Here is a 23328-nt window from a genome sequence, read left to right as displayed (position 1 = left end):
GAGGGTGTCACAAAATTTGTGACACCGAGGCCTAGCGCCACGAGGACGGCCATCAGGCCGCTATGCGCCATCCTCGGTGAAAAAACTTCCCACAGCGACCGCTGGCCGGCGCGTTCCGCGCGGTCCATGTCGGCGGCCATGATGATTGGCATCGGGTTCTCCATGTCGAGCAGCTGCGCCAGCCGTAGGCACATCTCGTTGTCCATTGTCCGCGTCCCGCTGCGGTACTGGCTCACGGCGTTTTGACGTACGCCGAGCAGCTTCGCCAGGGCCGTGTCGTTCTTCAGCCCGTGGCGGGTGATCGCGTCATCTAGATATTTTTCAACTCTCATTTAAGCGCCTCCGGCTTGACTTATCACGGATCGTGATGATAATCACGCCCTGTGATGCATCACGTTCCGTGATGACAGCCGAAATATAACCGGTTAACCGGGCGTGGGGGTAAACGATGGCACCGTTCGAGTCTGGTGGTTGCGAAGGTTGGATGTCTGATTTCCCAGGGTTCGTGGGCATCTATGTTGGTTTTTTGAAGGTGATTTTGCTGCTGGTGTCGATGGGTGTGACGCTGGTTGTGGGCATCACCGTTTTGATCTGGGCGCACTCTGCTTGGGATCGTTTTGCGTATTGGCTGGACGACAAGATTTTGGGTGAGGGCGCGAAGGCGCGCCGCGAAGCTCGTCGTAAGGCGGCGATTGATCGGATGTTCAAGTAAGGCGCATAGGGCGCCTTTTTTTGTTGGAGGTAGGAAATGGCAGAAGCAGCAGTTGTTCAACCGATGAAGGCAGCGCCGCAGCTGGCGCATCCGAACGTGGCCCGCGTGGTCGGTAAGTGCATTTCGGTTAAGCAGGCCGAGTCGGGCGTTTGGTATCACGTCATTGCGTTGCCGGCGCCCGATGAGTACAGCGCACCGCAGTTCGTCGAAATCTCGTGCAAGCGTCGTGTGGCCCAGCCGGAGACGACTGTCGACATGGAGGTTCAGCTCGGTGGCTATCGCCGGTCGTTTCAGGGCCGTGATGGCAAGCAATACAAGACCGAGATGAGCCTTGTGGCCATCGTCGATTGATCTGTGCCTGTCAGCCCTGCCTAGATCGTGCGATCCGTCCTGACTTCCCCAGCCACTGTGAGCGGCGCCAGCTTCGAGCTGGTCTTCTCACATGGTTGGACTGTCGGTACCTCACACGGGAAAGGCAGCTTCGCCAATTCCTATATGCCCTCGGTGGACTCGGCTCGTCTTGGTAGGCGTGCGGGTGGGGGTGGGGGAGCGCGGGACGCGCCCCCCGCCGCCACCCGAACCGCGCGGACCCAGTAACACGCGCGGTTCATTCCCATTTTGGGAAATTCGAAGAATTTCACACTGATCAACGGGGGTTGAGGGGGGTATGCACTCTCATGCATTCATCGACTGGATCGACATCTACCAAGTCCACCCCGAAGGTGGTTTGCCCATCGTGGCGAGTGGTTTTGTCGCTGGCTACGACGAGGACGGGGCTGAGGAATTTCGTTCGGTTAAGAGCCACCGTCATGAAGGGTCTTTTGACACTGTTGTTTTGGTGTCTTGCGACGGCTCTCGTGTTCGTGTTGCTGGCAACGTTGGGCGGCTTGGTCGGCCTGACAACCTGTGGAACTTGGATTTTGCCGCGACGGTTCGGAAAGCCAATTCGTTGTTGGAGCGGTTGGGGCTTCCTCCTTTCACTACTGGCCGACGCTTGTACAACTACGTCAAGGGTCGGTGGGAGTGGACTGGTGCAAGGCTGGTACGCATTGACGTCACCACGAATCTTGCGACCTATTCGGACCTCCGCGCGCGTGAGTTTCTTCGTGCGTTGGCTGACGTCTCAGTCGCCCGAGTCGCTAAGGGCAGCTACAAGGATGAGACGGTCACGTGGGGTAACAAGATGTGGTACCTCAAGGCCTATTTGAAGCACGTGGAGATGGTGAAGCACAAGCATTGTCCACCTGAGGTTTTGGACTATGCGAGGGACATGGGATTGGTTCGGATTGAGGCTGAGTTCAAGCGGCGGTTGCTGCAGGATCACGGCCTGTATTTTCTCGGGGATGTGACGATGGCCAAGGTTGTGAAGCTGTTTGATGAGCGGATTGAACCGCTTAAGCGCGTGGATACCAGCGTTGATCTGGCGGTGTTGGAGCAGGTGCCGCTGAAGTATCGGGTGACTGCTGATGCTTGGCTGCGCGGTGCCGACCTCAAGGGCGAGATGACGAACGGCACGTTCTATCGTCATCGCAAGGCGTTGTTGGAGTATGGAATTGATATTTCCACGCCTCGCAATATGGCGCAGGTGCATGTCATTACGCGTTACATCGATCTGACGCCGGTGGCTGCACCTGACTGGTATGAGCTTGATTCTCGGAAGGTGGCGGCATGAGTGACCTGCAGGCGTGTTCTTCGTTTTCTGTTCCGCCTTCTGGTTATGCCGGTGGCGTTGAGCGTTTCGTGTGTCTCGATGCGAATAACACCCCGATCTCCGTAACCTTTTGTGCGGTGGGCGGTGACTGCATGGAGTCGTTCATGGGCCTCCCGCCTTTGACGCAGGCGCAGACCGCGTCGTTGGGTGGCGGTGTGGCTGTGTGCTTCGTGATTGCCTGGGCGGTGCGTCAGGTGGTCGGTATGTTGGGTGGGCGCTGATATGCGGTTTTACGGGTTGTTGTCGATTTGGGCGGTTGGCTTTATCGCTTATCGCGTGTCTCAGTCTGGTGTCTGGCTTGAGGCGTTTGGGCTGCGGTGGGGTCTGTTTGTGTGTGATTTCTTTCGGTATGGGTCGATGCTCTGTGTTGCTCTTGGTGTGATTTACGGGGTGTTGTATGGGCAGTTGTTGGGTAGGGGTAAGGGTGGGTTGTAGGGGTTGGTTTTAGGGGTTCGGTTTTTGGTTTTGCTGTTGGGGTTGGGGTTCGTTGGTGAGGGTGTGGGTCGCAGGGTGTTGAGGCTGTTTGTGGGTTGGTGAAGGTTCTTTGGTTGGGTCGCTGGGGTCGCTTCTTCGATGGGTAGAGGCGGTCTTTAGCGGCAGGCGTTGCGCTCCTGCCGGTGGGGATGGTCCTACCGCTCAACTAGGAGAACGCAATGCGTAACGTGAAGCTGAAGAAGGTTGCCAAGGTGGCGGCAGTGGTGGGTCTGGGCGTTGTGGCGAATGCCGCGATGGCGCAAACGTCTGGTGGTTTCGGCGCCATGACTGCCGATGCCGTGGGGCTCATCAATGGCGACATCAAGACGGGCGTGATGGCGGTCGGTGGTGCTGTGATCGGTCTGGCGGCCGTTGCCATGGGCATCCGCTGGGTCAAGGCGACCTTCTTCTGATGGGCGAGGGCAGGGGGCAACCTCTGCCCTTTTTTCTGGCTGCAACCGGTTTAGCAAGTTACGGGGTTCAGGGTTGCATGTCTCTCAATCATTGCAGTGGGGCAAGGCCCGGCATGTGGGCAAGTGTGTGCAAGGTGTTGGCAGGGTGTGGGCAACGGTTTCATTGTTGTCCATGCCCTGTCAATGCCTTGTGCACACGTTCTCTCCGCAGGAGAGATGTCCACATAGAGGGTCGCGTCAGCTGCTGACGTGGATTACTGGAGGGCATATGGATTTGCCGTCGACGATGAATACGTTCTGCCTGTTCGTTTGGCTGGGAGCGCTATGGATCATGCTTTCTTGAGAAGGATGGTGAGTTATGCATGCATCCTTTTTTTTGCGTCCTGCGCGCATTTGGACCAGTCGCCTCCGGGTTCTTGCGTTACTGGCTTTAGCACTTGCCTGTGGCCCGAGCTGGGCTATTGATACAACAGGGATGGAATGGTCGGTTTCAGGGTCTTTGGGCAATTCTGCCGATGCGGCGTGTTCCAGCTACTTCTCGCGGTTTATGGCGGGTGGTGGCGCGCCTTCCGGTTCGACGTACGCCGGTGTGGTGATGGCTTCCGATGGGCAGAGTGGTGCGTGCCAAGTGAAGCGTTCTGACGATGGGGCGTTGCGGGAGTTTGGGACGGCTGTTCTGACTGGTAATTGCGTTTCTGGCTACACGAAACAGCCAGATGGTACGTGTAAGAAGCCGCAGCCGAATTGCCCTGCTGCGGGTCAGCCCGCTCCTGGTGGGAACACTGCCAACGGCACCAGTCCAACGCAGACGATTTTGAACCCGCAGGTGTGTGTGGGTGGTTGTACGTACACGTATAGCTCGTATTGGACGGGGGCTAAGCCGGGGCAGTCTGGTGGGTATCCGGCGCAGTACACGGGCCTGCAGTCGACGGGGAATGCGTGTGACGGGTCTGCGACGCCAACGGCTTCGATGCCCACTCCGCCGACGCCTGATAACCCGTGTGGGCAGCGTCAGTACTACGGCACGGTGAACGGTCAGCCTAAGTGCGTTGACTATCCGACGCAGACGACAGGCGGCACCACTTCTACGACGACTACTGACGCGCCTGCAAGTAGCCCGGCAGCGAGTTCGAGCAGTACGACAACGACAAGTACCACGTGTGATGGTGCGACGTGTACGACCACGACAGTGGTTGTGGGCGGTGGCGGTGGGGTCGGTGGTGGTCCGGGTGGGAACGGTAGCGCGAGTGGCGCGAGTGCCAGTCCGTGTGCAACTGGTCAGGTGAGCACTGGTGCGCAGGTGAATGGTGGGCCCGGCACGTGCACTACGACCACGACGCAGCCGCAGGATGAATACTGCAAAGAGCATCCTACCGCTGAGCAGTGTGGGAACAAGAGCCAGTGGGGCGGTGATTGCACTGCAGGATTCACGTGCAAGGGTGACGCGGTTGTTTGTGCGATCAGCCAAGTGCAATACAAACAGTACTGCGAAGCTCAGCAGCTGGCGCATGCGCAGATAGGGAAGGCCTTTTTCGGTAATGACCCGTTGGGCCCTCCGGACGATGACGCTGCAGCTGCTGAGATCAAGGCGTTGAATCCTCAGGACAAAACGACGGGGAAGGGTGAGAACGATATTGACCTTGGTGCCAAGTGGCAGGCGGCCTTGAACGACGTGTCCAAGAAGTTGACCGTGTTCGGCGGTGCTAGTTGTCCGGCGGGCAACACGATCACGTTTATGGGGATCACTGTGGTGGTGCCCTACGACATCATGTGTCAGTTCGCTACCGTGGTTCGTGGGTTCGTTACGTTGGCCGCTGCAATGGTGTGCCTGCGTATTTTTGGGAGGTCTGACTGATGCCAGCAATTGCAGCGATTTTGTATGAAGCGGGTTTTATCATCGCCCGCGTGTTCCTTTATCTCATGGGGTCGCGTATGGGCGCGGCACTGGTGGGGTTGGGGCTTGGCATCAGTTCTTACGTGGGGTTGGCGTTCATTGCGAACACGCTCATTGAAAACATCAACGCTGCTTTTTCCGTTGGCGCGACTGCTGAGGCTAATGGTATTCCGATTGGGTATCTGGCTTACACGATGTTCCGGTTGTGTGGTGGATTCGATGCCATCTTGATGATCGTGGCCGCCTACACGACGAAGTATTCGTTGCTGGGGCTGCGTGTGTTTCTGCGACGGTTGAATTAGGGGGTAGGGGATGCTTTACGGGATCGCGGGGCTGCCGGGTGCTTCAAAGACGCTGAATGTTATTGATTGGGTCGTTACGGAGTTCCAGAAGAAGCAGGGGCGGCCGATTTTTTATAACCGGATCGAGTTCCTGAAAGACATCGGCTGGAAGGAGTTCCCTGATGTCACTCGCTGGCGCGAGCTGCCGAAGGGTGCGGTGTTGGTGGTTGATGAAGCGCACTATGCATTTCCTCAACGTGCCAAGGGCAAGCCGCCAGAGCACATCCAAGAGCTGACGGAGCACCGGCACTACGGCATCGATATCGTGTTCATTACGCAGGACTGGATGAATGTCGATGTGTTCGTGCGTCGATTGCTCGGTTTCTTCCGTGTCATCGAGCGTAAGTCGGGTATGGAGCGGGCGCGCGTGTATGAGTTCGAGAAGTACACGCCTGTTGATGACAATCCAGTGTTCTGGGCGAAGACGAAGAAGCTTGCGCACAAGTCGTACACCTATCGTTTCAACAAGAAGTTGTATGGCGTGTACAAATCGTCAGAACAGCACACCGTGAAACGCAATCTTCCGTGGAAGAAGTTGTTGGTGTTGGCTGCTATGGTCGGAGCGGTCGTTGGGTTGGCGGTGTATCTGGTGAGCCTTCGCAACAAGGTTCAGCATTCGGCTGCGGCGCCGCATCGGTTGGCCAATCCGGTTGATGCCAGCATTTTTTCTTCAGGGGCGGGCGGTGGTGAAAAGCCGAAGCACGTTTTGACGGCTGCCGAGTACATCGCGCAGTCGGTGCCGCGTGTTGAGGGGTTGCCTTTCACTGCTCCGCGTTATGACGATCTCACGAAGCCTGTTGAGCCACCGGTGCCCGCGGCGTGCGTGATTATTCGCGACCGGTGTACGTGCTACACGCAGCAGGCGACCAGGTTACCCAACACGCCTGACTCGCTTTGTCGGGACATTGCGAGGAATGGTTTTTTCCAAGATTTCGAGACGCGGAGACCGCAGCGTGAAGCAGCCAATCGACAACCGGACCCTAGAACTTACGTTGCTGCGGAAGCCCGGCCCTCGACCTTCAGGACGAGCGAAGACAGCGGCGGAGCGTATGCGAGCTTATCGGGCGAGACGGCGGAAGGTGGATCTGCATTGTCAGTGGCAACAGTTGGCACTGTTCACCACAGGCGACCAGCGTTAGGAGTGCCTGCGCCGTAATCGGAGCCGCTAGGGGGCCCCTTTGGGGATGTGGAGCGGGGCGAGGGTGTCTGGGACGTTATCGCGCGTCCTAGCGCGTCTGGCGGGGCCGAGTAGCGGGTTCGACCAGGTACGTACATACAGGGCCGACCACATGCAAACACTCCCTCTCTTGCAAGCTTGCTTTTCGCCGCGGTTGTGGTCTGGAGCAATTTCCTGTCGCGATTTTCCTGCAGGAACTCCCCGCAAAGCCTTATGGCACCGTGGCGATCGACGGTGCCGGTGGCAGGGTTGGGTTAGAAATTGCGCTTCGAGGATCTGCTCGCGCAATTTTTTGCTTTCAGCAGTGATTGGCCGCCATCTGCTCATCGAGGCTGCGGATGTTGTTCTTGATCATGTCGATCAGAAACACGCCGCCGGGCGAGTTCATTGTCTCCACCATCGAAGCGCGGCTTCTTGCCAGGCCTAGGCAGTTCGCCTTTCGCTGGTCCTCGCGCTGTTGCTTCGCAGCTCGTTCGGCCGGGGTGCCGAACTCTATGGTCGCTTCCATTGCGCGGTCGCACGGCTTGTCCGTGATGACCGTCTTGCCGTTGATCTTGCACGTGTTGACGGTCTGTGCCACGGCTGTGGGGAATGCGATGCAGACCAGGAGCGGTAGGATTGTGCGCATATCGTCGCCTAGGCTGTTAAATCGACGCAACAATATCACGCAGGGGTCGAGTGTCCGAAGACGTTGACGTTCGGGCGCTGGCGCGGGAGATCAGGCACTTGTACTGGCATATCCGGACGCTGCGCCGAGGGCTTCAGGATGCGGCTCGCCGCCGCTACTACAGGAAGATTGCGAAGAAGAAAAAACGCCTGCTCGAGGCAGGCGTTTCAAAGAGGGAGGTGTTGGACTTGCTGATGTGCTGTCGGTCACGCGGTTGCAGGTTTCGCGCGTGCTTGGATTGCACGCAACGCCTGTTTTAGCCGGGTGCTGATCCACGCCAATAATTTTACATAATGCAAATTATGCGTAAAACAACCGGCGCATCCGCACACCCACATTTCATTCAGCAAGCCCAGGCACCGGCTCCAGCCGCTTCGGCACGCCGGCCACGATGGTCGCGACCGCAATGGCCAGCACCACGGCCGCGCAGACGAACACGCCCGCCGCGCCGTTGGCGTCGAACACGATGCCGCCCGCCGCCGCACCCGTGGCGATGGCAAGCTGCACGGCCGCGACGATCAGCCCGCCAGCGCTTTCGGCTTCGTCGGGCACCGTTCGCGTGACCCACGTCGACCAGGCCACCGGTACGCCGCCGAACGCCATGCCCCACAGGGCGACCAGCACCGCGTCCACCATCGGCGCACGCCCGATGGCGACAAGCGCGATGCCAAGCACGACCATCAGCGCGGGCATGGCGATCAGCATCGGACGCAGCCGGTGTTCGAGCACGCGGCCGGCAAGCGACGTACCGATGAAGTTGGCGATGCCGTAGCCCAGCAGGATGCCCGACAGCCCGTTCACCCCAACGCCTGCCACCTGCTCGAGGAACGGCCGCAGATACGTGAAGAACGCGAAATGCCCCGTAAAGACGAGGATCGTGGCAAACATCCCGAGGCCCACGGTCGGACGGCGCAGGACGTCGATGAGCGTGCGCAGGCGCGTCGTGCCGCTCGGGGGCATCGAAGGCAGCGTGATCCACTGGGATACGAACGCGGCGCCGCCCAGCGCGGCCGCGATCAGGAACACGTTGCGCCAGCCGATCAGGTGCCCGAAGTAGCTGCCCATGGGCGCCGCGGCGATGGTCGCGACGGCAACGCCGCTGAAGATGATCGACAGGGCGCGCGGCACCATCTCTGTCGGCACGAGGCGCATGGCGGTGGCCGTCGCCATGGTCCAGAAGCCGCCCAGCGCAATGCCGAGCACCACGCGGCCGATGAGGATCATCGGCAGGTTCGTCGCCAATGCGACGGTCAGGTTCGAGGCCACCAGCAAGGCCGAGAACGCGAGCAGCACACGCCGCCGGTCGATCGTCCGGGTCGCGGCGGCGGTCAGCAGGCTGGTGACGAGCGCGACCGTTGCGGTGGCCGTCACGGCCTGCCCTGCCACGCCTTCGGTCACGTTGAGGCTTTCGGCCATGGGGGTGAGCAGGCTCGCCGGCAGGAATTCGGCCGTGACGAGCCCAAAGACGCCAAGCGCCATCGCGAAGACCGCGCCCCAGGCCGGTTCGCGGGGCGTCGCCATCGATGCGGCGGTAGAGATTCCGGGATTCATGCGTCGTTCCGTATTGGAAAAAAGGATGCAAAGGATTGCCAGTAGCGGCGTATCGTACGGAACGGCGGCAGGACGGTCTATGACATACAATCCGTTATTGTTGATCAATCGTCCGAAGCCGATGTCCAAGCCCCTCCCTCCTCCCATGCCCGACACGCACGACCTCGTCAGCGAGCTGCTGCTCGGCATGCGGCTGAGCGGCGTCCAGTACCGGCGCATCCAGGTGGCGCGGCCGTTTGGACTCAGCTTCGGCCACGCGCCGGGGCGTGCGCAGTTCCACTTCGTCGGGCGCGGGCCGGTGCTGCTGCGTGACGCGGCAGGCACGATGGTGCAGCTCGAAGCAGGCGACGCGATCCTGCTGCCGCACGGCAACACGCACGCGCTGCTGTCCGACCCCGACGCACCGTGCCGCGAGATCGCGGCCTTCGAGGCAGCGAAGATCTGCGACTCGGTGGCGGCGGTCGAAGCTGCCGCCCCGTGCGCCTCGGCAGAGCCCGGTGCGGGCGACGCACTGATCTTCAGCGCCTGCATGGAACTCGACCTGGGCGGCATGCAACCGCTCGTGGGGACGATGCCGGAGTTCATGCACGTCGGCACCCTGCTCGCGCGCTACCCGGAAATCCGCCCGATGCTCGATGCAATGGAACGTGAGTCGTGCTCCGAGCGCGCGGGCTTTGCGGGCATTCTCGCGCGGCTCGCGGACGTGGTGGCCGCGTTCATCGTGCGCGGCTGGGTCGAATGCGGATGCGGCGATGCCACGGGCTGGGTGCAGGCGCTGCGCGAGCCCAAGCTCGGCCGCGCGATCGTCGCGCTGCATCGCGACCCGGGCCGCAACTGGAGCGTTGCAGAGTTGGCCGCCGAAGCCGGGGTGTCGCGCTCGGTGTTCGCCGAGCGTTTCCTGGCGGCCACGGGCATGACGCCCGTCCGCTACCTCACCGAGCTGCGGATGCGGCTCGCCGCGCAGTGGATCGCGCGCGATCGCGAGGCGATCGAATCGGTGGCATACCGGCTCGGCTATGGCTCGCTGGCCGCGTTCAGCCGTGCATTCAAGCGCGTCGTCGGGCGCCCGCCCGGCGCGGTGCGGGCCGAGGCCGCCGTGTAGGTCAGCGGGGCCGATAGCGCTGCGCGAAGTGCCGAATCTCCTTGCAGAACTCGGCGCAGACGTGCGTCATCAGGTCAGCCGATCGATAGACCAGGTAGACGTTGAAGTCGGGCAGCTCATCTTCCATCGGCAGCACCTCGAGTGAGCCAGGAGTCGTGCGCAGCGGCCCCAGTGCGCTGGCGAAGACGAACTCCGACCACATGCTGATCAGGTCCGTCTTGGTGGCCAGCTGCAGCCCGAGCAGGTTGGACCCGCTCTGCACCACACTGCGCGGCATCTCGAGCCGATGCAGCCGCATCAGGCTCGCCAGCGGGCTGCCCGGATCCTCGAGGGGGTCGAGCACCAGCCAGTCCGCATCGAGCAGCGAGCGCACCCGGCGCGTACGTCGCAGCGGATGGCCGGGGCGCACGGCCAGGCGCATCGGCACCGAAAACAGCGGCTCCCACTGAAAGCTGCTCGTGCCCGGCCCGCTGTTGGTCGAGATCAGCCCAAGGTCGAGCCTGCCTTCGCGCAGGCCCTCCTGAATCTGCTGCGAGCGCTGCTCGAAACCACGCAGCGCCACATTCGGGAAACGCGTGCGCAACGCGGCCATGGCATCGGGTAGCGGGCCGCTCGACGCCACGGCGGTAAACCCGATGTTCAGCTCGGCTTCGGCATGGCCGCGGATCGCTTCGATGTCTTCCAGCGCGTGACGCAGTTCCTGCTCGACCACGCTCGCGCGCTTGACCAGCGCCGTGCCGTAGGCAGTCAGGCTCACGCCGCGCACCGAGCGCGACAGCAGCGTCACGCCCAACTCGCGTTCGAGTTCCGCAATCGCCTTGGACAGCGCCGGCTGTGAGACATGCAGCCCGCGCGATGCCTCGTGGATGCTGCCGTGCTGCGCCACGGCCAGCAGCATGCGCAATTGATGCAGCTTCACTTGCCCTGCCTCCTCTTAGGCTCTTTTCGGGCTTTCCCCGATGGCGGATGTGAGCCGGTTATGACGGCGATTCTATTTGGTTATCGGGATGAATATTTGCGATTTTTTCGTCGTGCGCGTTCCCGGAATACTCCGTTGCGAAGGGCTCGCAGAAGCTCCCACCCGACCTCTGGATGGAGAACCCCATGAACGACGTCACCCTGCAGCCGGCCCTGTCCGCTTCGGTCTCCGCTGCATCCAGGCCCGCCACGAGCCAGGCCCGCCTGATTGCCGCGTGCTCGATCGGCAATGCGCTGGAGATGTACGACTTCACGGTCTACAGCTTCTTTGCGCTGATGATCGGCAAACTGTTCTTTCCGACGGACACCGCCTATGGCTCGTTGCTGCTGGCGGTGGCGACGTTCGGTATCGGCTTTGTGATGCGGCCGCTGGGCGGCTTCGTGATCGGCAACTACGCCGACCGCCACGGCCGCAAGGCCGCCATGACGCTGACGATCGGCCTGATGGTGGCAGGCACGCTGTGCCTGGCGATTGCGCCGACGTACGCCACCGCAGGCCTGCTCGGGCCGCTCGTCGTTCTGGCGGGACGCCTGCTGCAAGGCTTTTCGCTCGGCGGGGAGATCGGCGCATCAACCGCCATGCTGATGGAATCCGGCGGCATCAAGGGACGCGGCTTTCGCGTCAGTTGGCAGCTGGGCAGCCAGGGCATTGCTGCCCTGTGCGGCGCGCTGACGGCGGCCATCCTGTACGGCAGCCTCTCGCCGGAAGCGCTGCAGAGCTGGGGATGGCGTGTGCCGTTCTTCCTCGGTTTGCTGATCGCGCCCGTCGGCTTCTACATCCGCTCGCATCTGGACGAAACCCACACCGCCGAGTCGCATGCGCCGAGCCCGCTCGGCACGCTCTTCCGCGAGCACGGGGGCCTGGTCGTCAAGGGCGTGCTGACCATCATCGGCGGCACGGTCGGCACGTACCTGGTGATCTATTTCATGCCGACGTACATGATCCGGGAACTGCATCTGCCGGCCTCGCTGTCGCTGCTGGCGGGCTGCGTGACGGGGTTCACCAGCTTTGCCGCGTCGCTCGTGTCGGGTTGCCTGGCCGACCGGCTCGCACGCCGCAAGCCGCTGGTGGTGGGCGCCATCCTGTTTACCGTGGCCGTGCTCTATCCGGCCTTCTGGCTGATGACGCACTACCCGAGCGTGCCGCTGGTGCTGGCGCTCTCGGCGCTGCTCACCGCCAGCCTCTACCTCGGCACCACGCCGCTGCTGCTCATGATGATGGAGCTGCTGCCCATCAAGGTGCGCGCCAGTGGCCTGTCGGTCATCTACGCGATCGGTGTGACGGTGTTTGGCGGCTCGTGCCAGTTTGTCGTGACGTGGCTGCTCGCCCGCACCGGCAATCCGCTCTCCCCCGCGTTCTACATGATGGCGTGCAGCGCCGTGACGCTGCTGACCGTGCTCAGCGTGCGCGAAGTGCGCGAAGCCCATTGACCCCTTCCAGCAAGGAGCCCCACCATGACCCAAGCCCCCGCGCTCGTCCCCTTCCAGTTGCTGCCGCATCTGCTGCCCCCCGTGCCTATCGACGCAGAAACGTTCGTCAACATCCGCCGCCAGATCCACGCGCAGCCGGAGCTCGGCTTCGACGTGGGTGCCACGGGCACGCTGGTGGCCGATCTGCTCAAGCGTTGGGGCTATGAAGTGCACACCGGCATCGGCAAGAGCGGCGTAGTCGGCCAGTTGAAGCTGGGCAACGGCAAGCGCCGGCTCGGCATTCGCGCCGACATGGACGCCCTGCCCATCGTCGAGGCCACCGGCCTGCCCTACGCCAGCCGCAACCACGGCAAGATGCACGCGTGCGGCCACGACGGCCACACCGCCATCCTCCTTGCCGCGGCCAAGGCGCTGGCCGACAGCCGCGACTTTGACGGCACGCTCAACCTGATCTTCCAGCCCGATGAGGAAAACCTCTGCGGCGCGCGCGCCATGATCGAGGACGGCCTCTTCGAGCGCTTTCCGTGCGACGCCGTCTTTGCCCTGCACAACATGCCCGGCGTGCCGGCCGGCAGCTTCCGCGTGCTGCCGGGCCCGGTGAGCCTGTCTTCCGACGTGGCCGACGTCACCATCAAGGGCATGGGCGGACACGGCGCCATGCCGCACCGCGCGCGCGACCCGATCGCCGCATCCGCCGCCATCATCACGGCGCTGCAGACGGTGGTGGCACGCAACGTGGCGCCGGACGACACGGCGGTCGTCTCGGTCGGGTTCATTCGCGGCGGCGCCACGCACAACGTGATTCCCGAATCGGTGACGATTGGCATCAACGTGCGCGCCGCGCGGCCGGAAACACGCGCGCTGGTGGAGCAGCGCATCCGCGAGATCGTCAGCCTGACCGCGCAGGCGCATGGCGTCGAGGCCCACATCGACTACCGGCACCTGACGCCGCCGATGGTCAACACCGAGGCCGAGACGCAGCTCATGCAGCAGATCTGCACCGAGCTGGTGGGCGCCGAGAACGTCGTCACGCAGGCGCCCAAGGGGCTCAACGGCAGCGAAGACTTTGCGTGGATGCTCAACGAGGTGCCTGGCTGCTACCTGATCCTCGGCAATGGCGAGGGGGAGTTCGGCGGCTGCATGGTCCATAACCCCGGCTACGACTTCAACGACCAGGTATTGCCGCTGGGCGCCGCGTGCTGGGTGCGCCTGGCGCAAACTTACCTGAGCGCCTGAACGCGGATGCCGGGCATGCAAGCGAACCGTCCTACGGCTGCCGCCGCCGACACTGCGCACGAGATCGTGCAATGGAGCGCGATCGAGCTGTCACGGCGCATCCACACGCGCGATGTGTCGTGCGTGGAAGTCATGCAAGCCTTTCTCGCGCAGATCGACCGCCTCAACCCGACGGTCAATGCCGTGGTGGCGCGCATCGATGCCGAATCGGCCCTCGACCAGGCGCGGGAGCGCGATGTGCTGCTGTCGCGGGGGCTGTCCGGCGGCTGGATGCACGGCTTTCCGCAGGCGCCGAAGGACCTGGCGGCCACCGCGGGCATCGCAACGACGATGGGCAGCCTCGCCATGGCGCGCCACGTGCCGGCGCACGACAGCATCGTCGTCGAGCGCATCCGCCGCCAGGGCACGGTGCTGATCGGCAAGACCAACACGCCGGAATTCGGCCTCGGGTCGCACACGTACAACCGCGTGTATGGCATCACGCGCAATGCCTGGAACGCCGGGCGTTCGGCCGGCGGCAGCAGCGGCGGCACGGCTGTCGCGCTGGCGCTGCACATGCTGCCGGTGGCCGATGGCAGCGACATGATGGGCTCTCTGCGCAACCCGGCGGCCTGGAACAACGTCTACGGCCTGCGCCCCAGCCTCGGGCGCGTCCCCTACGGCCCCACCGGCGACGTCTTCTTCCAGCAGCTCGGCACCGAAGGGCCGATGGCGCGCAATCCGCAGGATCTCGCCTGGGTGCTTGCCACGCAGGCCGGTTACGACCCGCGCGCCCCGCTATCGTTGAGCGACGATCCGTCATGCTTCACGCAGCCGCTGCACCGTGATTTCCGGCAGGCGCGCATCGGCTGGCTTGGCGACTTCGGCGGCTACCTCGCCGTGGAGCCGGAGGTCCTGGCCGTCAACGAGAACGCGCTCGACACCTTCCTTGACCTCGGCTGCCACGTCGAACCCGTGCAGCCCTTCTTCCCGATGGATGCGCTGTGGGACTGCTGGTGCACGCTGCGCTCGCACATCGTCTCGGGCAACCTCGGGCCGCTGTACGCCAACGCGGCGACGCGCGATCTGCTCAAGCCCGAAGCCATCTGGGAAATCGAGCAGGGCCAGCGGCGCAGCGTGGCCGACCTTCACCGCGCCACCGCCACGCGGTCGAGCTGGTACCAGGCGCTGCTCGCCCAGTTTGCCAACTACGACTTCCTGGTGCTGCCGTGCAGCCAGATCGCGCCATTCGCCGCAGAAACGCATTGGCCCACGACGGTGGCCGGCCGGGCGATGGACACGTATCACCGTTGGATGGAAGTGGCGATCGGCGCCACGCTGGCAGGCGTGCCGGCCGCGAGCCTGCCGTCGGGCTTCACCGCCGACGGCTTGCCGCTGGGCCTGCAGGTGATGGCCCCGCCGCGCTCGGAGTTCGGCCTGCTGCAACTCGCGGCGGCATGGCACGATGCCTTTGCGCCGGCGCACCGCTGTTCACCGCTGTTGGGCTGAACGACTCGGCTGCCTGAAGATCGCCGATGACGGCGGCCAGCAAGCGCGCCGCCTCGACGCCGGTCGCCACGCGGTGGTCGAGCGTCAGGCGCAACGGCAGCACACGGTGGATGGCCGGCGCGCCGCTGGCCGCCACGACTGTTCGTGAATGCGCCGGGCACCCAGGATCGCCACGGTGGGCGGCACGACAATCGGTGCCGCGTACTTGCCAGCGACCATGCCGCAGTTCGACAGCGTGATCGTGTTGCCGCGCAACTCTTCAGGCGGGATCCTGCGGGCCTTGTTGCCGGCGCGCATGTGCTCGAAGCCCGCGCGCAGGTCTGGGGCATCGCGATGGGCGACGTCGCGCAGCACAGGCCCGAACAGGCCGTCCGGCAGGTCCACCGCAATGCCCACGTCGATCTTGGCCATGACGTGACGGCGCCCCGCATTGCCATCGAACCAGCCATTGAGCCCGGGCTCCGCGCGGCAGCCGGCGACGAGCGCGCGAATCAGCCGGATCGTCACGTCGGTGCCGGGCGACCAGGGGGGCTGTCGGCGTCCTCGATGACGGTGGCGGCGGCGGCTTCGTTCTGCGCGCGTGCCATGTTCTGCGATGGCCCCGCGTTCAGGTTTTGCGATGCGGCGAATCGCCGCGCGATGCGCGCAGCCAATCCCACACGCTGCGCACCGCGGCCTCCTCCAGGCGTGCAGCGGGCGCGATCGCCCAGAACGCATAGCGGCGGAGGACGGGCGCCTCGAACGGCTGCACGAGCGCGCCCGAGTCCAACGCATCGCGCACCAGCGGCAGGTTCGCCAGGATCACGCCCTGCCCTGCCAGCGCCGCAGAGATGGCGTGCCCGTCGTCGGAGAGCACGACGCCCGCGTCGGTCTTCAGCGCGCCTTCGATGCCGGCCGCACGGGCCCACATCGGCCAGCCGATCGGTTGCGGCAAGGTGCGCTGCCATTCGGAGTGGATGAGCGGCACGCGCGCGAGATCGGCATGCGAACGGATGTTCAAACCCGGATGGCAGACGGGCGCGTAGGCGTCGTCAAACAGGTGCTCGGCGACGAGCGCGCCACCGAGGACGGGCGTATCGCCATATCGCACGGCCAGGTCGGCGCTGCCGCCATGCAGGTCGACCACCGTGTCGGACGCGTGGATGCGCAAGTCGACCTGCGGATGCCGCGTGGCGAATTCCCCCAGCCGGGGCACCAGGCAGCGTGCGGCCAGCCCCAGCGGCGCCGTGAGCGTTACGCGCTGGCGCAGCGGCTGTGCCTCGGGCGTGCGGATGGCGTCGATGGCCTGCGCAAACGCGTCGAAGCCTGTATTGAGCACCGGATACAGCCGCTCGCCGGCCTCCGACAGCCGCAGCGCACGCACCTGCCTCTCGAACAGCGCCACGCCCAGCGCATCTTCGAGCCGCCGGATCTGGTGGCTGATGGCCGTGGGCGTGACCGACAGCTCGTCGGCCGCACGCTTCATGCTGAGGTGGCGCGCCGTGGCTTCAAACGCCCGCAGCGCGCTCAGGGGTGGCAGTTTTCGCATGCGCGGATTGTGTCATGGGCGCATTTCCCGCGTGGGCGGCATGGATGAATCCATGTCAGCCATCGCGCGTAAAACATGTCGTTTGTCGCAGTGCAGCGCGGTTCGTAGAGTGGGCACACCTCCACTCATCAACGATTCAACATGACTCGTCTGCTACATCTCGATTCCAGCGCCCGGCCGGGCAGCTCCGAGACTTCGCGCCACGGCTCGCACACGCGCCGGCTCTCCGCGCGCTTCGTGCAGCGCTGGCTTGAGCATGAGCCCGACGCGCAGGTCGTCTATCGCGACATCGGGGCCGAACCGCCAGCCCCCGTGGATGGCCGCTGGGTCCATGCCGCGTTCACGCCGCCCGCGCAGCGCGAACCGTGGATGCACGACCGGCTTGCGCAAAGCGATGCACTGATCGATGAATTGCTGGCCGCCGACGTGATCGTGGCCGGCGTGCCGATGTACAACTTCGGCATGCCCGCGCAATTCAAGGCGTACATCGACAACATCGTGCGCGTGGGCCGCACGTTCGGCTTCGACCGCAGCCGCCCCGGCGAGCCCTATTGGCCGCTGCTGGCCGGCATGAACAAGCGCCTCGTCATCCTCAGCGCGCGCGGCGATTTCGGTTACGGCCCCGGCCAGCGCATCGCCCACATGAACCACGTGGAAGGCGGCGTCGCCACGGCGTTCGGCTACATCGGCATCACTGATGTGGCGTCCGTCGCCGTCGAATATGACGAGTTTGCCGACGAGCGGTTACGCGCGTCCATCGCATCGGCGGAAAACGACGTCGATGCACTGGTCGCGCGGATGGCCGCCGCCGTGGAAGCGGCTTAGTCGATCAGCCGCCCGTCCGGCTCGAAGAACGGATGCGGGCCATCGAATTGCCCCACGTAGGCGAGGTGGCTCACCAAGCCCTGCCCCGGCACCCACGCGTGCACCTTGTAGGCGGGCGGCTCCATGACGAAGCCGGGCTCGCCGTCCGGGTCGAGATCCAGCGCCACCTGATGCGCCGGCGACGGGCATGTCGACGCCACCGTCCCGGCAAACCGCACGTCAATGGAGCGATGCAGATGGCCGCAGACGATGCGCTCCACGTTGCCGGCGGCACGCACGATCTGCGCGAAAGCCGGGATGTCTTCGGCGGCGAGCGATTGCACGTCCATGTGGCCGATGCCCGTGGCAAACGGCGGATGATGCATCGCGATGACGGTCGGGCGCTGCGTTTCATGCGCCAGTGCCTCGGCCAGCCAATCCAGGCGCTGCACGCCCAGGCGGCCGCCCGGATGACCGGTGTCCAGCGTATCGATCACGATCAGGCGAACGTCGCCAATGTCGGTCCAGTACTGGAAGGCGTGCGTGTCTTGCGCATCAGCCGGAATGGGCGCGAGCCAATCGGCAAAGGCTTCGCGGGCGGCGTCACGGCCGTCGTGGTTGCCGAGCACCGGCAGCATGCGGACACCAGCCGCATCGAGCGGCGCCAGCACCGCGCGCAGGTGCGCATATTCCTCGGGCGCGCCGGCGTCGACCAGGTCGCCGGTCAGGACGATGGCGTCCGGTTTCTCCGGCTGCGCCAGGATATGGGCCACGCAGCGCGCCAGATACGCCGCCGAATCCACGCGCCGATAAGCCAGTCGCCCCGGGCGCTTGATATGAAGATCAGTCACTTGCAGAAAGTGCATCGGCATCAGGCTTGCAAGGTCAGGAGGCGGTCTGCCGGGATATCGAAGCCGACCGCATGGCCCGGCGCAAAGTGCTGGCGGCCGGGCACATCGATAAAGAGCGGCGTGCTCGAAACACCCGCCACGCGCACGCGGGTGCGAAAGCCCAGAAACACCGCCGATTCGACCGTGCCCTTGAGCGCCGCCTGTGCCGGGTCTGCCAGCACGGCATCTTCGGGGCGGAAGAAGATGGCATTGCCGTCGCCGGCCGGCACGGGGACGCGACCGCCCGCGCAGACGAATGCGCCATTCTCGCGCGTGCCGTCGAGCCGGTTCATGATGCCGATGAAGTCCGCCACGTGCCGGTTGGCCGGCTGGAAGTAGATCTCGCGCGGGGTGCCGATCTGCGCGATGCGGCCGGCTTCCATGACGACGATGCGATCGGCCAGCGCCATCGCTTCTTCCTGATCGTGCGTCACGTAAATCGTCGTGATGCCGAGACCGCGCAGCAGGCGGTCCATCTCGGCGCGCACGGATTCGCGCAGCTTGGCGTCGAGCGCCGTGAGCGGTTCGTCGAGCAGCAGCACGCGCGGTTCGGGCGCCAGCGCGCGCGCCAGGGCCACGCGTTGGCGCTGCCCCCCGGAAAGCTGCGCCACACCGCGATCCGCATAGGGCGTCAGGTGCATCATCTCCAGCAGCGTGTTTGCCCGGGCGCTGATCTGCGTGTCGGACAAACCGTTCTGCCGGCGCTGGATGCGCAGGCCGTATTCCACATTGCCGCGCACGCTCAGGTTGGGGAACAGCGCGTAGTTCTGGAACACCATGCCGACGCGGCGGCGCTCGATCGGGCGTGCGGTGACGTCTTCGTCGCCAAAGTGCACGGTGCCGCCGGCATCCGGCGCCTCCAGCCCCGCGACGATGCGAAGCGTGGTGGTCTTGCCGCAGCCCGAGGGGCCGAGCAGCACGACGGTCTCGCCGGCGGCGATGTCGAGGTCCATCGACTCCAGCACGCGTTGGCCGCCGAAGTGTTTGCCGCAGCCACGCAGCCGGATCGGCACGGGCGCGAGATGTAGAGGTTCGGTACTCATCGGGAAGCCTTTCCGTTATTCACCCGCAGGCCGCCAAAGCGCTGCATCAGCACCAGCAGCGGCACGATCATGACGAAGAAGATCAGTGTGTAGGCGCTGGCGATTTCCAGGCGCATCGACGCATAGGTATCGGCCAGGCCGACCGGCAGGGTCTTGGTTTCGGGCGTGTGCAGCATCCAGGTGAGGTTGAACTCGCCCACCGAGAGCGTCACCACCGTCAGCGCGCCGGCCAGGATGCCGGGCTGCACGTTGGGCAGCACAATCGTGCGAAAACGCTGCCAGAACGACGCGCCCAGGCTGGCGGCGCCCTCTTCCAGCGTCTTCAGATTCTGGCCTGCCGCCACGGCTGCGACCGAGCGCACCATGAACGGCAGCGTGAACACCACGTGCCCGACGACGATGAACCAGAGGCTCTCGCGAAAGCCGCCAAAACCGCCGTAGGCCACGATCAACCCCAGCGCCGTCGCCAGGCCCGGCAGCGCCACGGGCAGCGTCAGGAATTCTTCGATCAGGCGGCTTGCACGGCTCTGACGCCGCGCCAGTACATAGCCCGCCGGCACGCCGGCCGCGAGCACGATCACCAGCGTGCACAGCGCCACCAGCAGCGACATCCAGATCGACGCGTGATACATGTCCCACACTTGGGCGACCCAATCCAGCGTCCAGCCGCTCTTGAAACCGCGGATGTAGTTGCGCGTCAGGCCCACGGCCATCGACAGCACAACCGGCACGATCAGGAACAGGCACAGCAGCAGCGTGATACCCCACTGGGCAATAGACAAAGCGCGCTTCATGCTGCCGCCCCCGTCGGGCTACCGCTCGCAGTACGCGCAATCGCCAGCACCAGCCACGTCACCACGCCCAGCACTACCGACAGCGCCGCTGCCATCGCAATGCCGGCGTTGAGCGTGAACTCGGTATAGATCGTCATCGGCAAGACGTCGATATCGGTGGCGAGGGTGAAGGCGGTACCGAATGCGCCCATCGACGTGGCAAAGCAGATCGCGCCCGAGGCGATCAGCGCTGGCGCCAGCCCCGGCACCAGCACATCGCGCGTCACCTGCCACGACGATGCGCCCAGCGAGCGCGCCGCCTCTTCCAGTGAACGATCGAGCTTTTCCGCCGCCGCCATCACCGTCAGCACCACGCGCGGGATCGAGAAATACAGGTAGCCCAGAAACAGCCCGCCGATGGAATAGGCGAAGACCCATTTCTCGCCGACGAGCTTGTGCGTGACGTCGCCCACCAGGCCCTGGCGCCCGGCCAGCAGGATCACCATGAAGCCGACCACCACCCCGGGAAACGCCAGCGGAAACGTCAGCATGGCGGTAATCATCCGCTTGCCCGGCACGTTGTGCCGCACGAGGAACAGCCCGGCGATGGTCGAGAGGATGAGCGTCGCCAGCGTGACTGCCGCCGACAGCACTACCGTCGAAAACAGGCTGCCCAGATAGCGCGACGTGGTGAGCGCCGCTGTGTAGGTGGCAATCACGCCTTCGCTGCCGCTCACACGCAGCAACGCCGCCATCGGCAGCAGCCAGAACGCGCAGAACAGCGCGACGGCCGGTGCCAGCAACGCCACCCGCCACCGAGCGGGCAACACCGCATCGTCGGGCAAGGTGGATCGGGTGACGGTGCTCATGCTCAGCGGACCTCGTTCAGGTAGCGCGTGCCAAACGCCTGCTGGCCGGCTGCCATCTTGTTGAAGTCGACCGTCTTGGCGCGGGCGTATTCGCTGGCCGGGAGGAAGCGCGAGGCGGCCTCCTTGCTCATGGCATTGGCGCGCACGGGGCGCAGGTAGGCGTTGGCCCACAGCGTCTGGCCTTCGTCGGACAGCACGAAATCCAGCACCTTCTTGGCGTTGTCGGCGTGCGGTGCACCGGCGGTCAGGCTCATCACGTACGGCACGGCAATGGTGCCTTCCTGCGGAATCACGAATTCCACATTGGCGTGGTCTTTGTACTTGGCGCGGTAGGCGTTGAAGTCGTAGTCGAGCAGGATCGGGATCTCACCGGCCACGACGCGCGCGTAGGCGGTCTGCTTCGGCACGATCGGCGCGTTCTTCTTCAACTGCTTGAACCATTCGATGGCGGGGCTGAAGTCGTCAAGCGTGCCGCCCAGGGCCTGGTTGACCGCCACGGCGCCCACGTAGCCGACGAAGGCGCTGCTCGGGTCCAGGTAGCCGACCATGCCCTTGTATTCGGGCTTGAGCAGGTCTTTCCAGGAGCGCGGCACGGGCTTGCCTTCCAGCGCGTCCTTGTTGACGAAAAAGCCCAGCGTGCCGGAGTGGATCGAGAAGAACGCACCGTCCGGGTCCTTCATGCCGGCCGGAATGTCTTCCCAATGCTTGGGCTTGTAGTTGGCGACCAAGCCCTTTTCCTTGGCCTGATACGCAGACGTGATGCCCAGGTAGGCCACGTCAGCCACGGGGTGCGACTTCTCGGCCAGCATCTGCGCGATGGCCTGGCCGGAGTTCTTGTTGTCGAACGGCACGGTAATGCCGGTCTTGTCCTTGATGGCCTTGATCTGGCTGGCCCAGTCGGCCCATTCGGGCGGGCAGTTGTAGCAGATGGCGACTTGCTGGCCGGCCGGCTGTGCCTGCACTGGCGCAGCCGCGGCGAACGCGCCGGCAGCCACGAGGCCGCACACGCGCAGCCATTGAACGAGACGTTTCATCGAGACGCTCCTTGCGTATCAGACGTGAGGGAAGAAACAACGGAGAGAGACGCTTCCGCCGGCGCACGGGCCAGCGTGCCGCCCGCCAGCAAGCGGTGCGGCAACGTAATCGAGGGCACCACCTCCCCGGTGATGCGGCGGCCCAGCGCCGTGGCCGCGTCGGCGCCGATCCGGCGGTGCGGCTGCGCCACGGTGGCCAGCGTCGGCGAAAGCCACTGCCCCATCGCCAAGCCATCAAAGCCGACCACGCTCACGTCTTCAGGCACGCGCAGGCCCATCTCGCGCAGCGAGCGGATGGTGAGCAAGGCAAGGCGGTCGTTGCTGCAGAAAATGGCGGTCGGGCGTGGCGGCGCCAGCAGGCGGGCCAGCTCGGCCGGCAGCATGGCGTCGGCATTGAAATCAATTTCGACGGGCGGCTGCGGTGCAATGCCGGCTGCTTCCAGCGCTTCGCGGTAGCCGTCGTGGCGCAGGGCCGCACGGTCCGACGCCGCCAGCGTGCCCGTCAGCATGCGGATCTGGCGGTGGCCCTGCGCGAGCAACGCGTGAATGGCGTCGCGTGCGGCGGCGCGGTTGTCGACGGTCACGCAGCAGCGGGCGGGAATGCGCGCCTGGCCGACCGTGTCGTTGTAGACCAGCACGTAGGGCACGCCTTCTGCGTCGAGGCGATCGAGGTGCGCGTTGGCGGCGGCATCGGCCACCGTCAGGATCAGGCCATCGACGCGCTGCTCGAGCATGGTTTCGATGGCGCGCGCTTCGCGTTCGCGGTCGTATGCGGTCGTCATCAGCATGACGCGCTGACCCGTGACGGAGGCGGCCTCCTCGATGCCCTGCATGCATTCGGCAAACACCGGGTTGGCGAGCGACGGCAGCACCACGCCCAGCAGGCCGGTGCGCTCGGCGCGCAACTGCCGGCCCAGGGCATTGGGGCGGTATTGCAGCGCATCCATGGCGGCCTGCACACGCGCGAGCGTCGCGGCGCTCACCCGTTCCGGCGAATTGACCGCGCGCGATACGGTGGCAATCGAAATGCCGGCATGCGTTGCCACGTCCTTGATGCTGCTTCCCACGGTGTTGTCCTGCCGGTGTAAACGTTTACATCCTAGGTGCCAGGCATGACCTTTTCATGACAACCGATGCTGCGCTGCAGTGGCCGCCGCAATGCAGCATCGTCGTTGTTGCGCATGGCAAAGTTGCAAAGCTCGCATATGCTTC

At 64.5% G+C, this 23328-nt stretch carries 24 protein-coding genes and 1 pseudogene; 13 read left to right on the top strand and 12 right to left on the bottom strand.

The window, feature by feature from the left end; all coding sequences use genetic code 11:
• Positions 1–332, bottom strand: a 332-nt coding sequence (locus tag A6M56_RS14400; protein ID WP_286758205.1) for a helix-turn-helix domain-containing protein, incomplete at its 3' end; no start/stop codon positions are given.
• 116 nt (positions 333–448) lie between these two features.
• Between A6M56_RS14400 and A6M56_RS14395 the strand changes: the two genes are divergently transcribed.
• The 8 genes from A6M56_RS14395 to A6M56_RS14360 all read left to right on the top strand — a co-directional run bounded on the left by A6M56_RS14395 (position 449) and on the right by A6M56_RS14360 (position 6701).
• Positions 449–712, top strand: a complete 264-nt coding sequence (locus A6M56_RS14395) for a hypothetical protein (RefSeq protein WP_286758204.1) — start codon at positions 449–451, stop codon at positions 710–712.
• 36 nt (positions 713–748) lie between these two features.
• Positions 749–1063, top strand: a complete 315-nt coding sequence (locus A6M56_RS14390) for a hypothetical protein (protein ID WP_286758203.1) — start codon at positions 749–751, stop codon at positions 1061–1063.
• Between the two features lie 316 nt (positions 1064–1379).
• Positions 1380–2384, top strand: a complete 1005-nt coding sequence (locus tag A6M56_RS14385) for a phage/plasmid replication domain-containing protein (RefSeq protein ID WP_286758202.1) — start codon at positions 1380–1382, stop codon at positions 2382–2384.
• The gene (locus A6M56_RS14380) at positions 2381–2644 is read left to right on the top strand and encodes a hypothetical protein (RefSeq protein ID WP_286758201.1); all 264 of its coding nucleotides are present in this window, start codon (positions 2381–2383) and stop codon (positions 2642–2644) included. Before A6M56_RS14385 ends, A6M56_RS14380 begins: the two co-directional genes overlap by 4 nt.
• A gap of 441 nt (positions 2645–3085) precedes the next feature.
• Positions 3086–3310 (top strand): major capsid protein, encoded by a 225-nt coding sequence (locus tag A6M56_RS14375; RefSeq protein ID WP_286758200.1) that lies wholly within the window; start codon positions 3086–3088, stop codon positions 3308–3310.
• Positions 3311–4778: 1468 nt separating this feature from the next.
• Positions 4779–5165 carry a virulence factor TspB C-terminal domain-related protein gene (locus A6M56_RS14370; protein WP_286758199.1) on the top strand — a complete coding sequence of 129 codons (387 nt, stop codon included), beginning with the start codon at positions 4779–4781 and terminating at the stop codon, positions 5163–5165.
• Entirely contained in the window at positions 5165–5506 is a 342-nt protein-coding gene (locus tag A6M56_RS14365) for a DUF2523 family protein (RefSeq protein WP_104610201.1), read from the top strand. The genes A6M56_RS14370 and A6M56_RS14365 overlap by 1 nt, the downstream gene beginning before the upstream one ends.
• A 10-nt stretch (positions 5507–5516) precedes the next feature.
• A complete protein-coding gene (locus A6M56_RS14360) occupies positions 5517–6701 on the top strand; it encodes a zonular occludens toxin domain-containing protein (protein WP_286758198.1) in 1185 nt (394 codons plus the stop codon).
• 319 nt (positions 6702–7020) lie between these two features.
• Here A6M56_RS14360 and A6M56_RS14355 read toward each other — a convergent pair whose 3' ends face one another.
• Together A6M56_RS14355 and A6M56_RS14350 are read right to left on the bottom strand one after the other, a co-directional pair.
• Entirely contained in the window at positions 7021–7350 is a 330-nt protein-coding gene (locus A6M56_RS14355; protein ID WP_286758197.1) for a hypothetical protein, read from the bottom strand.
• 378 nt (positions 7351–7728) lie between these two features.
• Complete coding sequence (locus A6M56_RS14350; protein ID WP_062739210.1) at positions 7729–8940, bottom strand: MFS transporter; 1212 nt, start codon at positions 8938–8940, stop codon at positions 7729–7731.
• Positions 8941–9019: 79 nt separating this feature from the next.
• Between A6M56_RS14350 and A6M56_RS14345 the strand changes: the two genes are divergently transcribed.
• Complete coding sequence (locus A6M56_RS14345) at positions 9020–10042, top strand: AraC family transcriptional regulator (RefSeq protein WP_102079799.1); 1023 nt, start codon at positions 9020–9022, stop codon at positions 10040–10042.
• 1 nt (position 10043) lies between these two features.
• Here A6M56_RS14345 and A6M56_RS14340 read toward each other — a convergent pair whose 3' ends face one another.
• Positions 10044–10961, bottom strand: coding sequence for a LysR family transcriptional regulator (locus tag A6M56_RS14340; protein WP_045786832.1), 918 nt, complete (start codon positions 10959–10961; stop codon positions 10044–10046).
• Positions 10962–11146: 185 nt separating this feature from the next.
• Here A6M56_RS14340 and A6M56_RS14335 point away from each other — a divergent pair, with 185 nt between their 5' ends.
• The 3 genes from A6M56_RS14335 to A6M56_RS14325 are packed head-to-tail and all read left to right on the top strand — an operon-like array spanning position 11147 to position 15175.
• Positions 11147–12451, top strand: a complete 1305-nt coding sequence (locus tag A6M56_RS14335) for an MFS transporter (RefSeq protein ID WP_045786831.1) — start codon at positions 11147–11149, stop codon at positions 12449–12451.
• A gap of 24 nt (positions 12452–12475) precedes the next feature.
• Positions 12476–13687: a M20 aminoacylase family protein gene (locus tag A6M56_RS14330; RefSeq protein ID WP_102079798.1), complete on the top strand. Its 1212-nt coding sequence runs from the start codon at positions 12476–12478 to the stop codon at positions 13685–13687.
• A gap of 15 nt (positions 13688–13702) precedes the next feature.
• Positions 13703–15175 (top strand): amidase, encoded by a 1473-nt coding sequence (locus A6M56_RS14325; protein WP_102080260.1) that lies wholly within the window; start codon positions 13703–13705, stop codon positions 15173–15175.
• Between the two features lie 7 nt (positions 15176–15182).
• Here A6M56_RS14325 and A6M56_RS14320 read toward each other — a convergent pair.
• Positions 15183–15771: pseudogene (locus tag A6M56_RS14320) on the bottom strand (2-oxo acid dehydrogenase subunit E2); the annotation flags it as partial.
• A gap of 11 nt (positions 15772–15782) precedes the next feature.
• On the bottom strand, positions 15783–16703 hold the full coding sequence (locus tag A6M56_RS14315) for a LysR substrate-binding domain-containing protein (protein ID WP_102079797.1): 921 nt from the start codon (positions 16701–16703) through the stop codon (positions 15783–15785).
• 141 nt (positions 16704–16844) lie between these two features.
• On the opposite strand from A6M56_RS14315, the gene A6M56_RS14310 reads away from it, so the two are divergent.
• Positions 16845–17528: an FMN-dependent NADH-azoreductase gene (locus A6M56_RS14310; protein WP_102079796.1), complete on the top strand. Its 684-nt coding sequence runs from the start codon at positions 16845–16847 to the stop codon at positions 17526–17528.
• Here the strand turns inward: A6M56_RS14310 and A6M56_RS14305 are convergent.
• The 6 genes from A6M56_RS14305 to A6M56_RS14280 are packed head-to-tail and all read right to left on the bottom strand — an operon-like array spanning position 17525 to position 23183.
• Positions 17525–18373, bottom strand: a complete 849-nt coding sequence (locus A6M56_RS14305) for a phosphodiesterase (protein ID WP_102080259.1) — start codon at positions 18371–18373, stop codon at positions 17525–17527. The two genes, A6M56_RS14310 and A6M56_RS14305, sit on opposite strands and share 4 nt — an antisense overlap.
• A 5-nt stretch (positions 18374–18378) precedes the next feature.
• The gene (locus A6M56_RS14300; RefSeq protein ID WP_102079795.1) at positions 18379–19440 is read right to left on the bottom strand and encodes an ABC transporter ATP-binding protein; all 1062 of its coding nucleotides are present in this window, start codon (positions 19438–19440) and stop codon (positions 18379–18381) included.
• Complete coding sequence (locus tag A6M56_RS14295) at positions 19437–20234, bottom strand: ABC transporter permease (RefSeq protein ID WP_045786827.1); 798 nt, start codon at positions 20232–20234, stop codon at positions 19437–19439. Before A6M56_RS14295 ends, A6M56_RS14300 begins: the two co-directional genes overlap by 4 nt.
• Positions 20231–21082 (bottom strand): ABC transporter permease, encoded by an 852-nt coding sequence (locus A6M56_RS14290; RefSeq protein ID WP_062739204.1) that lies wholly within the window; start codon positions 21080–21082, stop codon positions 20231–20233. The genes A6M56_RS14295 and A6M56_RS14290 overlap by 4 nt, the downstream gene beginning before the upstream one ends.
• A 2-nt stretch (positions 21083–21084) precedes the next feature.
• Positions 21085–22116 (bottom strand): ABC transporter substrate-binding protein, encoded by a 1032-nt coding sequence (locus tag A6M56_RS14285; RefSeq protein ID WP_102079794.1) that lies wholly within the window; start codon positions 22114–22116, stop codon positions 21085–21087.
• Entirely contained in the window at positions 22113–23183 is a 1071-nt protein-coding gene (locus A6M56_RS14280) for a LacI family DNA-binding transcriptional regulator (protein ID WP_102079793.1), read from the bottom strand. The genes A6M56_RS14285 and A6M56_RS14280 overlap by 4 nt, the downstream gene beginning before the upstream one ends.
• Positions 23184–23328 lie beyond the last annotated feature (145 nt).

Origin of the sequence: Ralstonia sp. RL (assembly GCF_001683835.1) — a bacterium.
Classification (GTDB): domain Bacteria; phylum Pseudomonadota; class Gammaproteobacteria; order Burkholderiales; family Burkholderiaceae; genus Ralstonia; species Ralstonia mannitolilytica.
The sequence above is the reverse complement of the archived record's forward strand: the minus strand, read 5'-3'. Positions and strand labels throughout refer to the sequence as shown.

Bases quoted from the DNA above. Each gene is read 5' to 3' on its own strand.
- A6M56_RS14395 (WP_286758204.1), top strand. From the start codon at position 449: ATGGCACCGTTCGAGTCTGGTGGTTGCGAAGGTTGGATGTCTGATTTC.
- A6M56_RS14390 (WP_286758203.1), top strand. From the start codon at position 749: ATGGCAGAAGCAGCAGTTGTTCAACCGATGAAGGCAGCGCCGCAGCTG.
- A6M56_RS14385 (WP_286758202.1), top strand. From the start codon at position 1,380: ATGCACTCTCATGCATTCATCGACTGGATCGACATCTACCAAGTCCAC.
- A6M56_RS14380 (WP_286758201.1), top strand. From the start codon at position 2,381: ATGAGTGACCTGCAGGCGTGTTCTTCGTTTTCTGTTCCGCCTTCTGGT.
- A6M56_RS14365 (WP_104610201.1), top strand. From the start codon at position 5,165: ATGCCAGCAATTGCAGCGATTTTGTATGAAGCGGGTTTTATCATCGCC.
- A6M56_RS14360 (WP_286758198.1), top strand. From the start codon at position 5,517: ATGCTTTACGGGATCGCGGGGCTGCCGGGTGCTTCAAAGACGCTGAAT.
- A6M56_RS14355 (WP_286758197.1), bottom strand. From the start codon at position 7,350: ATGCGCACAATCCTACCGCTCCTGGTCTGCATCGCATTCCCCACAGCC.
- A6M56_RS14350 (WP_062739210.1), bottom strand. From the start codon at position 8,940: ATGAATCCCGGAATCTCTACCGCCGCATCGATGGCGACGCCCCGCGAA.
- A6M56_RS14345 (WP_102079799.1), top strand. From the start codon at position 9,020: ATGACATACAATCCGTTATTGTTGATCAATCGTCCGAAGCCGATGTCC.
- A6M56_RS14335 (WP_045786831.1), top strand. From the start codon at position 11,147: ATGAACGACGTCACCCTGCAGCCGGCCCTGTCCGCTTCGGTCTCCGCT.
- A6M56_RS14330 (WP_102079798.1), top strand. From the start codon at position 12,476: ATGACCCAAGCCCCCGCGCTCGTCCCCTTCCAGTTGCTGCCGCATCTG.
- A6M56_RS14325 (WP_102080260.1), top strand. From the start codon at position 13,703: ATGCAAGCGAACCGTCCTACGGCTGCCGCCGCCGACACTGCGCACGAG.
- A6M56_RS14315 (WP_102079797.1), bottom strand. From the start codon at position 16,703: ATGCGAAAACTGCCACCCCTGAGCGCGCTGCGGGCGTTTGAAGCCACG.
- A6M56_RS14310 (WP_102079796.1), top strand. From the start codon at position 16,845: ATGACTCGTCTGCTACATCTCGATTCCAGCGCCCGGCCGGGCAGCTCC.
- A6M56_RS14305 (WP_102080259.1), bottom strand. From the start codon at position 18,373: ATGCACTTTCTGCAAGTGACTGATCTTCATATCAAGCGCCCGGGGCGA.
- A6M56_RS14300 (WP_102079795.1), bottom strand. From the start codon at position 19,440: ATGAGTACCGAACCTCTACATCTCGCGCCCGTGCCGATCCGGCTGCGT.
- A6M56_RS14295 (WP_045786827.1), bottom strand. From the start codon at position 20,234: ATGAAGCGCGCTTTGTCTATTGCCCAGTGGGGTATCACGCTGCTGCTG.
- A6M56_RS14290 (WP_062739204.1), bottom strand. From the start codon at position 21,082: ATGAGCACCGTCACCCGATCCACCTTGCCCGACGATGCGGTGTTGCCC.
- A6M56_RS14285 (WP_102079794.1), bottom strand. From the start codon at position 22,116: ATGAAACGTCTCGTTCAATGGCTGCGCGTGTGCGGCCTCGTGGCTGCC.